Annotated in this window: 8 protein-coding genes; 3 read left to right on the plus strand and 5 right to left on the minus strand. The window is 43.5% G+C overall.

Features of this window, described 5'->3' with window-relative positions:
• Positions 1 to 189: 189 nt before the first annotated feature.
• Positions 190 to 1,269 (minus strand): fatty acid desaturase family protein, encoded by a 1,080-nt coding sequence (locus CLV51_RS05825; RefSeq protein WP_106527043.1) that lies wholly within the window; start codon positions 1,267 to 1,269, stop codon positions 190 to 192.
• Between the two features lie 231 nt (positions 1,270 to 1,500).
• On the opposite strand from CLV51_RS05825, the gene CLV51_RS05830 reads away from it, so the two are divergent.
• From CLV51_RS05830 to CLV51_RS05845, 3 genes are all read left to right on the plus strand, one after another.
• On the plus strand, positions 1,501 to 2,517 hold the full coding sequence (locus CLV51_RS05830) for a LacI family DNA-binding transcriptional regulator (RefSeq protein WP_106527044.1): 1,017 nt from the start codon (positions 1,501 to 1,503) through the stop codon (positions 2,515 to 2,517).
• Positions 2,518 to 2,844: 327 nt separating this feature from the next.
• Positions 2,845 to 5,136, plus strand: coding sequence for a GH92 family glycosyl hydrolase (locus CLV51_RS05840; protein ID WP_106527046.1), 2,292 nt, complete (start codon positions 2,845 to 2,847; stop codon positions 5,134 to 5,136).
• Positions 5,137 to 5,387: 251 nt separating this feature from the next.
• Positions 5,388 to 7,670: a GH92 family glycosyl hydrolase gene (locus CLV51_RS05845; RefSeq protein WP_106527047.1), complete on the plus strand. Its 2,283-nt coding sequence runs from the start codon at positions 5,388 to 5,390 to the stop codon at positions 7,668 to 7,670.
• A gap of 83 nt (positions 7,671 to 7,753) precedes the next feature.
• On the opposite strand, the gene CLV51_RS05850 is transcribed toward CLV51_RS05845, so the two are convergent.
• From CLV51_RS05850 to CLV51_RS05865, 4 genes are all read right to left on the minus strand, one after another.
• On the minus strand, positions 7,754 to 11,158 hold the full coding sequence (locus CLV51_RS05850; RefSeq protein WP_106527048.1) for a ThuA domain-containing protein: 3,405 nt from the start codon (positions 11,156 to 11,158) through the stop codon (positions 7,754 to 7,756).
• Between the two features lie 9 nt (positions 11,159 to 11,167).
• On the minus strand, positions 11,168 to 11,911 hold the full coding sequence (locus tag CLV51_RS05855) for a ThuA domain-containing protein (protein WP_106527049.1): 744 nt from the start codon (positions 11,909 to 11,911) through the stop codon (positions 11,168 to 11,170).
• Between the two features lie 225 nt (positions 11,912 to 12,136).
• Positions 12,137 to 12,859, minus strand: coding sequence for a 3-keto-disaccharide hydrolase (locus tag CLV51_RS05860; RefSeq protein WP_106527050.1), 723 nt, complete (start codon positions 12,857 to 12,859; stop codon positions 12,137 to 12,139).
• 33 nt (positions 12,860 to 12,892) lie between these two features.
• Positions 12,893 to 13,306, minus strand: a complete 414-nt coding sequence (locus tag CLV51_RS05865) for a c-type cytochrome (RefSeq protein ID WP_106527051.1) — start codon at positions 13,304 to 13,306, stop codon at positions 12,893 to 12,895.
• Positions 13,307 to 13,316: the final 10 nt, after the last annotated feature.

Here is a 13,316-nt window from a genome sequence, read left to right on the forward strand (position 1 = left end):
CTGACAGTTGTCTTTCCCAGGATCAGGCTGATTTTGATGATTATCCCGATTTCCATTTACTGATTTTAAAAAAGATGAGGGGAGATAAAGCAGATATACCCGCTCTTATCTCCCCTCATCTTTTTTAATCAAAAAAAATCAAAATCGGGGTAATCATCAAAATCAGCCTAATCCCGGGAAAGACAATTTTCAGCAGCTTGCTGCTGTTACCGGTGCGGGTACAGGCGCCAGCACAATTTTGCGGGTACGTTGCTTTAAGAAGGAAATAATTTCAGCATCTGTTTGGAAGCGGTCGCCGATGTTCACAAAATTTTTTGCGAGCAAATCATAACGCTTGGCCATCAGGTAGGCCCATACATGCAGAAAGTGGATGCCATCAAATACAATAGCATCGTTGGTAATGTACTCGTCCAGTGTCTGGCGGAAGTATACCGGGTGTTCTGTCCAGTGCATACTGGGTTTGACATGATGACTGATATGATAGCCATCATTCCAGCATTTATGGTTGTATTTAGTATTGATACAGGTGATACTGTTTTTATAAGAGTTTTCGGGTTCTTCTGTGCTGATAAAAGCATGTTGTGCCCAATTGCCTACCATCATGATTACGCGGGAGATGAGGAAAGGGAGAATGAACACCACGAAGGTGGCCGGGAAGTTGATAAATGATAAACCTACACAGGCAGCAATAAATACCAGCTCACCTCTTACCAGGCGTACAAATAGTTTATTACGTTTTTTACGGAGATGATAACGGGCCGTATCATATACGCCCAATGTCACGAAATTCCAGAGATATAGTGCAAAGTCGCGTGAAGAGTCGCGCTGATACCGCATCGTACTGCTATCATCTTCCGGCATATTATTTTCCGGATGGTGCATACCAATATGATGTGCATAGTAAGATTCCGGTGTTTGTCCAAACAATGGACCGATGGCCCAGGGGAGATAATGATTCCAGAATTGATATTTTTTTTCAAATAAAACGCGATGGCTTGTGCAATGCAGCATCAGACCAAAGGGTCCTTTAAATGTAAGGTTATTGAGGAACTGGTAAGCAATTGCGGCGCCCCACCAAAGCCAGTTATTTACACCCGGCAGGTACATAATGATGGCCAATGGCCAGAGGGTGAGGGTGATCTTAAATGTCAGGTATACAAAAGGCAGATCGCGCTCATCTCTGATCCATCCTTTAAAAAGGCGATCAAGAGCCGTTTCTTTTATTGGCTTTACAAAAACAGGATCAGTAAGCTGGGAAAGATGCTTCATACGCCAGTGTATATTAGTTACAACCAGTTGTGAACGGACAATGTGCTATAAGCATAAAACGCATGCTACAGAAATGTATTGCGTCGGTTATGTCGCTGACTGAAAGGTAACCATTTATTTCTTCTTAGTCAGTAATTACAGGTTATTTTGTAATTTCCATCCCCGGAACGCTGAGGAGAGCCAGTAATAATACGGGGTGCAGGAAAATCAAGCCAAAACCAATCATTATAAATGAAGAGACTAACCCTTAAAGATGTTGCGAAAATGGCCGGAGTGGCACCTTCTACAGTTTCATTCGTGTTGAATGGCAAGGGGAAGCAGATGCGTATCCGCGATGAAGTAGCCAGGAAGATTATGCAGGTAGTAGAGAAATCGGGCTATGAACCGCACCGCATGGCGGTGAACCTGCGTACGGGTCAGTCTAAAACCCTGGGACTTATTGTTGAAAGTATTTCCGGTAGTTTTTTTGCGAGCCTGGCAAAGACTATTGAAACCGAAGCAGAGCGGAGGGGCTACAATGTAGTTTATTGCAGTACAGAAAATAATGCACAGAAAGGCGGAGAGCTGATCCGCATGCTGGGCCGGCAGATGGTAGATGGTTACCTGATTACACCCGCACCCGGCATGGAAAAGGAAATTCAGCAGCTGTTACAACAACATAAGCCCGTGGTACTGATGGATAGCTACTTTCCGGCTATCAAAACCCCATATGTACTGATCAATAACTTTGATGGGGTACAGCAAGGCATGGAACATCTCATCAAAAAAGGACTCACAAAAATTGCTTTTGTAACGGTAGATGTGAAGCTGATACAGCTGGAAGAGCGGCTGCGTGGTTATGTAACAACGCTGAAAGACCACCGTATACCACTGAAAAAGAAACATGTACTGCACCTGAAATACCATAAACAACGGGAAGATTCCCTGAATGAGCTGCAGGAGTTTATAGAAAAGAACCCTGAGATTGATGCCGTCTTTTTTGCCACCAACTACCTGGGTATCCTCGGACTGGAAGTTATCGCCAGGCTTGGATTAAAGATGCCACAGGACCTGTCTGTGATCTGTTTTGATGATCATGACATCTTCCGGTTGTATCCACCCGGCATATCTGTAATAGAGCAACCGATTGAAGGTATTGCCAAAGCGGCCATAGATCTGTTGATGCATCAGCTGGACAAAAACAATGGTCCCATTAAAAAGCCCGCTATACAACTGCCTGGCAGGTTTATTTTAAGAGGGTCTGCATAAATCCGGTTTTCCCGTAGGGACAGCTGGTTTCAAAAAAACATTCAAATACTTGCAAATGATGGGAAAATATTTATACTTTTAGAATCAGCTTAGTGAGAGATAGTAAGAGAAAGGATTCTTAGAATCTTTTTTTTCGGTACCTATGCTAAATCGATTTTGTAAAATTTTCTTATATAAGCGTTTCTCGCAAAGGCGCAAAGCAGCAAAGGCGCAAAGGCGCAAAGGCGCAAAGAGATTTTGCTGAAAATATAAAAATATACCTTTGTGCCTTTGCTGCTTTGCGCCTTTGCGAGAAACTCCCTTTTTATTTTTTTATAATAGTAAATCATGAAAAAAGTTGGATTGTTAGCAGCAGCTTTATTATGCCTGCATGGTGCACAGAGCCAGACGGTGAATAAAGTAGCTGAACCAGCGGAATGGGTAAATACATTGATGGGCTCCGATTCAAAAATGAGCCTTTCTAACGGTAACACCTATCCTGCAATAGCCCTGCCCTGGGGAATGAATTTCTGGATGCCCCAAACCAATACCATGGGTAATGGCTGGGCCTATCAATACACCGCTGATAAAATCAGGGGATTTAAGCAAACGCACCAGCCCTCTCCGTGGATCAACGACTATGGCCAGTTTGCCGTTATGCCGGTAACAGGCGCTATCAAGTTTGACCAAAACAAACGTGCCAGCTGGTTTTCGCATAAATCAGAAATAGCTAAACCATATTATTATAGTGTATACCTCGCCGATCCGGATGTGACCACAGAAATCACACCTACGGAAAGAGCTGCACAACTGCGTTTCACCTATCCTGCTACGGATAGTGCATATATAGTGGTAGATGCTTTTGATAATGGGTCCTACATTAAAATATTACCGGAAGAAAAGAAGATCATTGGCTATACTACCAAAAACAGTGGTGGCGTACCATCCAACTTCAAAAATTATTTCATCATCACTTTTGATAAAGCCTTTACAGTAGCCAGTACCTGGCATGATTCCGTACTGGTAAACGGAAAGCTGGAACTACAGGCTAATCACACGGGCGCCATCGTAGGTTTTAAAACTAAAAAGGGTGAGCAGGTAGGTATCAAAACTGCGTCTTCCTTCATCAGCTTTGAACAGGCGGAATTAAACCTGCAACGCGAAATAGGAAAAGATGCGTTTGATGTAACCTGCAAAAAAGCAAAAGATATCTGGAATAAAGAACTCGGCAGATTGGCTGTGGAAGGTGGTTCTGTTGAACAGGTAAGCACTTTCTATTCTTCTTTGTATCGTGTAATGCTTTTCCCGCGCAAGTTCTATGAAATCAATGCAAAAAATGAAATAGTGCATTACAGTCCGTTCAATGGTCAAACATTGCCCGGTTATATGTTTACTGACAACGGTTTCTGGGATACTTTCCGCGCCGTGCATCCTTTCTTTACACTGATGTACCCATCCCTGAGTGCACATATTATGGAAGGTTTGTCCAACGCTTACAAAGAAAGCGGATGGTTGCCGGAGTGGGCCAGCCCCGGTCATCGTGACTGTATGGTGGGTTCTAACTCAGCATCTCTCATCGCTGATGCTTACTTAAAAGGCATACACGGATATGACATCAATAACCTGTACCAGGCTATTTTAAAGAATACCGAAAATGAAGGTCCACTCAGCTCTGTAGGCCGGTTGGGGGTAAAATATTACAACACATTGGGTTATGTACCTTATGATGTAGAAGTGAATGAAAACGCAGCACGTACGCTGGAATATGCCTACGATGATTTCACTATTTATCAACTGGCGAAAGCATTGAACCGTCCGAAAGAAGAGATTGCACGCTTTGAAAAACGTTCGCAGAACTACCGCAACCTCTTTGATCCGGAAACCAAACTGATGCGCGGCAAAAATAAGGATGGTAAATTCCAGACACCTTTTAATCCGTTTAAATGGGGCGATGCCTTTACCGAAGGAAACAGCTGGCACTATACCTGGTCTGTATTCCACGATGTACAAGGCTTGTCAACCTTAATGGGCGGCAAAGAAATGTTTACACAGATGCTGGATTCCGTTTTCAACATGCCACCGGTATTTGATGAAAGCTATTACGGAACAGTTATCCACGAAATACGCGAAATGCAGATCATGAACATGGGCCAGTATGCACACGGCAACCAGCCCATTCAACACATGATCTATTTATATAACTATGCGGGCCAGCCATGGAAAACACAATACTGGATACGCCAGGTAATGAGCCGTTTATACAAAGCCACTCCGGATGGATATTGTGGTGATGAAGATAACGGTCAAACCAGCGCGTGGTACGTATTTTCAGCCATGGGATTCTATCCTGTTTGTCCGGGTACACAACAATATGTGTTGGGTACACCGCTGTTTTCAAAACTCACTGTAACAATGGAAGACGGCAAGAAAATGGTGATTGATGCACCGGGCAACAGTGAAAAAAATCTGTATGTACAGAGCGCGTCTTTAAACGGACAAGCTTATTCGAAAAACTGGATCAGCCACCAGGAACTGCAAAAAGGCGGTCACCTGGTATTTAAAATGGGTGCTACTCCTGAGAAGTCAAGAGGAACGCAGCCTTCGGCTTATCCATATTCTTATTCTGCAGTCAATAAATAGAATAATAAATGGTCTCGTAAACGATTTCATTGTTCACTGAAATAATTCATCCCGACTCTTCGGGATGTACATTTATCTTACACAGGATTAGACTGATTAAGATGATTATACTGATTTTATTTTTCTGATTTTAGATGATTTAGCGAAGATAAAGCAAAGTTTATCTTCGCTAAATCATCTAAAAAAATCCAAAAAAATCAGTATAATCAGTCTAATCCCGGGAAAGACAAAAAATCTCTAAATCAACCACTATGAGAAAAATTCTTTTACCCATACTCTTCTTCTCTTCACTGTCGGTGTTTGCGCAGGAAAATGTACTGCAATATGTGAAACCGATTACCGGCACACAAAAGATGGGACACACGTATCCCGGCGCTACAGTACCTTTTGGAATGGTGCAACTCAGTCCGGATACAGATACGATCCCTTATGAAATGAATGGCAAGTATAATCCGGATGTGTATAAGTATTGCGCGGGTTATCAATATGAAGATAAAACCATTGTAGGTTTCAGTCACACGCATTTCAGTGGTACCGGTCACTCCGACCTGGGCGATTTTTTAATTATGCCTACTGTGGGCAACCTGCAACTAAACCCAGGTGCTGCTGATCACCCGGAGAGTGGCTACCGCTCCAGGTTTTCGCACAGTACAGAAGTGGCAGAACCGGCGTATTATAAAGTGAAACTCGAAGATGATAATATATTAGCTGAGCTCACCGCTACTAACCGCGTGGGTTTTCATCAATATACATTTCCGGGTACAGATCAGGCGCATATCATACTGGATATGATGTCCGGTATCTATAACTACGATAACAAAGACGTATGGACCTTCATCAGGGTAGAAAATGATACGCTGATCACCGGTTTCCGCCAAACTAACGGTTGGGCGCGTACGAGAATAGAATACTTTGCAATGGTTTTCTCTAAACCATTTGTGCAGTATGGTCACCAGAATTATGCAAAAGATGTGTACAAAGGCTTCTGGCGTAAGTTTGATCAGACAAAGAATTTTCCGGAGATGGCAGGTAAACAGATTCGCGCTTACTTCGATTTTAAAACATCTCCCGGAGAAAAAATTAAAATCAAATTTGCATTATCTCCTGTAAGTACCGTTGGTGCATTAAAAAATCTGCGTGCAGAAATTCCGGGATGGGACTTTGAACAGGTAAAGCAAGCCGGACAAGCGTTGTGGGCAAAAGAACTAAATAAAATACAGATAGCATCCACTAGTAAAGAAGAGAAAGAAAACTTCTATACAGCCATGTATCACGCCTTCATTAATCCTACTACCTACATGGATGTGGATGGCGCTTACCGCGGCCTGGATATGAATATTCATATCGCTGACGGATATACGAATTATACTACTTTCTCTTTATGGGATACCTACCGTGCACTGCATCCGCTGTTTAACGTGATACAGCCTAAACGCAATGCAGACATGATCCAATCTATGCTGAACCATTATGAACAAAGTGCACAGCATATGTTGCCTATATGGGCGCATTACGCTAATGAAAACTGGTGTATGATTGGTTATCATAGTGTGTCGGTGATTGCAGATGCTATCATGAAAGGCAACGCGCCTTTTGATGTGAATAAAGCATTGGATGCCTGTGTAACTACTGCGCGTCATCGTACTTACGATGGGCTGGGATATTACATGGACATGGGTTACATACCGGAAGACAAAAACGGTTCTTCCGTTTCCAAAACACTGGAATATGCTTACGACGACTGGTGTATTGCGCAGGTGGCTAAGAAATTAGGCAGAACAGACATCTATGATGAATTCATAAAACGCTCTACCAACTACAAAAACGTATATGATGACAGCACTGGATTTATGCGTCCCAGGCTGAATGACGGTACTTTCAAAGCCAGCTTTGATGCGTTGCAAACGCACGACCAGGGCTTCATTGAAGGTAATGCCTGGAACTACAGTTTGTATGTACCGCAATATCCAAATGAAATGATTGCGATGATGGGAGGCAAAAAACAATTCACTTCGCACCTGGATTCTTTATTTACCATGGAGCTGCCGGATAAATATTTTGCTGAAACAGAAGATATTACCCGCGATGGTATCATCGGTAATTATGTGCATGGTAATGAACCATCGCACCACGTAGCCTACCTGTATAACTGGACCGGCAATCCGTGGAAAACGCAGGAACGTGTGCGCATGATCCTGAAAAAAATGTATCATCCCGGTCCTGATGGCCTGGGGGGTAATGACGACTGCGGGCAGATGAGCGCCTGGTACATTTTCAGTACACTGGGCTTCTATCCTGTTTGTCCGGGTGCTGACGAGTACGCGTTGGGCAGCCCCGCTATTGATAAAGCCACTATGCAGTTGGAGAATGGAAAAACATTTGTGGTAGATGTAAAAAATCAGGGAGATAAAAATGTGTATGTACAAAAAGTATTATTGAATGGTTCGCCGCTTAACCGTTTGTACATTACACATGAGGATATTATGAATGGCGGCACACTTACTTTTTATATGAGTGCAAAACCTAAGAAGTAGTTTTTCATGTGAATGTTTGTATATAAAAAGAAAGGCCCGGGCGCATTGTAGTGCCCGGGCCTTTCTTTTATATCTATCGTTATTTATCCGCGTAAAGTAAACGAAAGGATACCTAACGGTACTTTCTGTGTAGCGTCTGTAGCCTTGAAGCGGAAATAAAGGTTATGTTTCTTTCCGTCAGCAATTGGTGCGAAGTTGAAATTGACCTTGTTGGCTGTCTTAGGGGCAGCACCCGGTCCAATGGTTACTTCACCCAAACGGGTTCCGTTAGCATCATCCGCAAAGGCTTCTACTATGTAGCCCTGTTGCGGTGTTTCCTGAACCATGTAGGTGAGTTCTACACCACTTACGCCGGTGAGATCGAGCTTGTTATAACTTGCCCAACCTTCGGTGGTAGCAGGGATGAGGAACTTCATGCCATCTGCCTGGAATACTGATACACCATCTGCTTTGCTGTAATCAGCTGCTGATAATACAGGGCTGATCAGTTCAACAGTAGCTGTACCGGTGATTGGCTTAATGCCGGGTGCACCTTTATCTGTATAGCTGGCCAGCATAAACAGTACGCCATTGTCTTTCGGCTCATTACCCATAGTTGGGTTAATGCTGCCGGTAAGTGGCAATGAAATTACTTTTGGCACACCACCACCGACAGAATAGATGTATTCCACCAGTTGTTTTGCTTCACCTACAGAGAGTGTAGGGTGTGCAGCCATCGCCGTTTCACCCCAAACACCGCCACCACCATTGATGATCTTTTTAGCCAATACATCCGGTGCGGCAGGATCGTTTTTATACTTTTCTGCTACCTGTTTAAAGGATGGTCCTATTGATTTTTCATCAGGTTTATGACAGGTTTTACAGTCGGAAACTTCCATGATGTTTTTACCTGCAATAGCACCGGTGATAATCTGATGACCCTGTGGAGCAGCAGCTTTATCGCGGCCCTGCACGTAATCGGCTTTTACAAAGATGTTGTTTACATCCAGCTTACCATCAGCGGAGTTACCATCTTCTTTATCACTAACGTTAACGGTATAACTGATTTGTTTGCCAGGGAAGTAGAACATTTTGTTTCCGGCAATATCAATCTTTACTTCCGGTGTTTCATTACCAGCATACAATTCTATTGACTTACTCTTTGTTTTAGCGCCCTTATCATCTGCTACTTCTACATATGCCTGGTATTCACCTGCAGTTGTATAGGTATATTCCACAGACGGTTCAGTGGTTTCTTTCTTATTACCATTACCAAAATTCCAGAGGTAGGTGAGTTTATCGCCATCAGGATCTACAGAACCTTCTGCTGTTAATTTCACTTTAAAGGGCAATCCGCCGGTAAGACGATCTACGTGGATGTTGGCTCTGGGAGCACGGTTACCACCGTTGTAATCGATGCGTGAAAGTGCTGCATCCACATTTTTGCTGAACCAGCCATTACCATACTCCAGTACATAGAGACGGCCATCAGGGCCCATTTCCATGTCGATAGGCGCATTCAGTTTAGTGGTTGGCATGAACTTTTCCATTTTGGAGAAGTTCGCGTCTTTATCAAGCGTTACTGCCATAATCCAGCCGCGCATCCAATCATAAATAAACAGTTTACCATTATAATAATCCGGGAAACGTGTTTCTTTCGGATAGAATTCGCTGTAGTAAACAGGGCCAGCTTCTGCATTACGGCCACCGCTACCTACAATCGGAAATTCTTCTGATTTGCCATATGGATACCAGATCATAGCCGGAACAGCCGGAGGCAATTCTTTTAAACCGGTATTGTTGCGTGAATTATTAATGGGCTTCAGCGGATCATATGCAGGGCCGCTTTCGCCGTTTTCATAATTATAGGCATGATAGGGTTTGTTGTTGGCGATGAACATCGGATAGCCATAGTTACCGGCTTTTTTAGCCTGGTTAACTTCATCATAACCACGAGGTCCACGGGTAGAGTCGTCGTTGTTGGCGTCCGGTCCTACTTCTCCCCAATACACATATCCTGTTTTTCTATCCAGAGAAATACGATACGGGTTACGGGTACCCATTGCAAAAATTTCAGGACGTGTACCTTTGGTGCCTTTAGGGAAGAGATTTCCTTCAGGAATAGTGTAAGAGCCATCTTCCTGTACTTTTATACGCAGGATCTTTCCGCGCAGATCGTTGGTGTTAGCGGAAGTACGGCGGCCATCATACTGCAGGTGACCGGGACGGTCATCTGTAGGACCATAACCTTTACTTACATATTTCTGTCCTGGTTCATCAAATGGTGTGGAGTTGTCACCGGTAGAAACATACAGCAGTTTATCCGGCCCAAATGCAACGGAGCCACCGGTATGGCAGCAGATATCACGTTGAGAATAAAACTGGATGATCACTTTTTCAGATGACATATCCAGTTTATTATTTTCAAATTTGAAACGTGATAAACGATTTACCGAAGTATCTATCGGTGAATACATAGCGTAGATGTAGTGATTGTCTTTGAAGTCGGGGTCCGCTGCTAATCCGAGGAACCCTTCTTCCGCATTCACATTGGGCACATTTGTTTTATAATATACTTTCAGGAAACCCACCTGTGATATTTTTTTCTCCGCCTGGTTATAGAGCAACAATTCGCCACGGCGCTGTGCTACAAGGATATCCAGGTTAGGGAGGATCGTCATTTCTGTTGGTTCAAAGAACTCTCCGGAAGTGAGTACATTTTTAGTGAAACGATCTTCATCAGGTACACGGAGTGTTTTAGCCTGGCTATAATCCAGTACCTGGTTTTTACCGATAGCATATTGAATACCACCCAGGAGGTGTTTCAGGAATAAAGTGTCAGTGTAACACTCTTCTGTATGTCCAAGCGCAGTGTAAAAAGAGCGGCCACCATCATAATCGTGATACCAGCTGATAGGATGGTTGCCCATATTACCGCCCTCGTAGGACTTTTCATCTACTTTCAACAGTGTGGTTACAGTTGTATCCAGTTTTTTGAAATTGTACCATTCGTCGGTATGCTCCCATTTTTCTGGTAAACCAACTGTTGCAGGGAATGATTTATTAACTACTTCCACTATTGCTTTATGCACACCGGGAGGATGACTCTGGAAATAAGCACCAGCGAGGTGATTGTACCAGCCCCACTCATATTCCGTGTCGGTAGCAGCGTGTATGCCTGCAAAGCCGCCGCCGGCCTGGATGTATCTTTCAAAGTCTGCTTCCTGGTAATTATTGAGTACATCACCGGTTGTATTCAGGAAGATGACCGCGGAATATTGCTGGAGGGTATCTTCATTAAACTTGTTGGCATTTTCTGTGGTATCTACCTCAAATCCGTTTTCTTTACCGAGCTTTTGAATAGCTGCAATGCCCACTGGTATTGACGAGTGGCGGAAGGCGGTGGTTTTGGTAAATACCAGCACTTTTGGTTTACCCGGGCGTGATTTTTTGCAACCCGCAAAACCTACCAGCGCAAGTAATAAGATGATTTTAATAGCGTGTTTCATTGTTGCGAATTAGTTTTTGGGTTTCCAGTTGCCGATGGCATATTCAATGCCACCTAACAAATGTTTAAGGTATACGGGATCCTGATAAGATTCTTTGATATGCCCCATTTCTGTATAAAAGGCACGGCCGCCTTCAAAATCGTGGTACCAGCACATAGGATGGTTATCGCCGTTTTTACCGCCTGTATAGCTGGATTCATCAATTTTGATCAGCACATGTACATCCGGGTTCAGGTCTTTGAAATTGTACCATTCATCTTTGCGTATCCATTCATCCGGGAGGTCTTTGGTAGCAGGATGATTATGGTCTACTACTTTCAAAGTAGCCTGTTGCTGTTGCGGATGGCTGAGGAACCATGCACCGGCGAGTTTGTTATACCATGGCCAGTCGTATTCCGTATCTGTAGCTGAGTGAATACCCATCCAGGCGCCACCTTTGTGGATATAGTCCTGGAAAGCTACCTGTTGTGTGCTATCCAGCACATCGCCGGTAGTACAGCTGAAAATAACAGCTGCATATTTTTTCAGGTTGGAAGGCGTAAAAGCGCTGGCATCTTCTGTAGTATCTACACCAAAGCCATTTTCTTTACCCAGTTCAATGATCGCTATTTTAGCAGCGGGAATACAATCATGTCGGAAGCCCATTGTTTTGGAAAATACCAATACCCGCTTGGGTTTGGGTTTGTGCTTAGCCTGCACGGACATCGTGCCGGCAAGGAGCAGCAGTGTAATAAAAGCGGTGAATGTTTTCATCGTGTATACGTGGGAGTTAGAAATGACTAAATTGATAATTACGAATTTGGCAGCAAGCTGCCGAAATTTTCTTTCCCAGGATTTTGATGATTAACCGTGATTTTTCTGATTAAATCTTATTTTAAAAATTAAAAAAATCAGTACAATCATGATTAATCATCAAAATCCTGGGAAAGAAAATTTCGGTAGCTTGCTGCCAAGTATATAATTTCCTCTGCGTTAAAATTACAACACGCGGATTTTAATATTGCGGTACCAAACATCGTTACCATGATCCTGCAGCGCTATATGGCCTTTGGGATATTTACCGAATCCTTTCCAGTCTTTGAATTTACTACCAGCAACCAGTGCATCCCATTCAGGAGTACCCATGGTAGTTTCAGCAGTTTTTACGCCATTGAGCCAGAGGGTCAGGTGACCATCTTTTTTTACGATTTTGGCGGTATTCCACTGACCTACCGGTTTTGCTGCTCTTTTAGGAGCTTTGATCAGGTCGTATAAATCGCCGGCATTGTGTTTAGGGATTTTACCATCCGGATGTTTATCATCATCCAGTACCTGCATTTCAGGGCCGGTCTGGTAGGTTGCTCCGAAGGCAGGATCTTCGTGTACACCGAATATCACACCACTGTTGCCACCTTCTGAAATTTTCCAGTCGATGCTCAGTTCGTAGTTTTCATATTCGTCGTTGGTAACGAGATCGCCGCCTGGTGCGCCGCTCTTTTTGGCTGCCTGGTCCAGGCCAATGGCGCCATTAGATGCGCTCCATGCCGGGCTGGCAGTGGTTTTCAGGTAAGTATGCCAGCCAGTGGTAGAAGTGCCGTCGAACAGCAGTTGCCATCCTTCTTTCTTCTCTTTAGCAGACAGGCTATTTAATTTCTGGGCTTTCACAGCAGAGGTTCCGATAACGGCACCAAGCAGGAGTGCTCCCATGATTATTTTTTTCATTCTTACTAATTGTGTTTATGATAGAATAGAAAATTACTTGCCGGATAATGACAAAATATAACTCACCATTTCTTTTGCATCTTCTTTAGATACATTAGAATGCGGCAGCATGGCTACATCGCCCCAGTTGCCGGAACCACCTTTGATTACTTTATCAGCCAGCTTATCCACATTTTCCGGTGTGTTAGGATATTTAGCTGCAATATCTTTTAACGCAGGTCCTACCACTTTCATTTCTTCTTTATGGCATGTTTTGCAATCACTTTGTGCCATCAGGTTTTCGCCTTTGCTGACAGGTTTGCCGGCATTTGGAGAAACCATGGAATTATCTGCTGCTGGGCTTTCATGAGTGCTGTCACTCGCTTTCTGATCCTGTTTTTTTTCACCTCCGCAAGCTGCAAAGAACAAAGCACTTAATACGAGCGGCGCCAGATATCTCTTTCTCATAATTTGATTG

Source organism: Chitinophaga niastensis (genome assembly GCF_003014755.1).
In the GTDB taxonomy this organism is placed as follows: Bacteria; Bacteroidota; Bacteroidia; order Chitinophagales; family Chitinophagaceae; genus Chitinophaga; species Chitinophaga niastensis.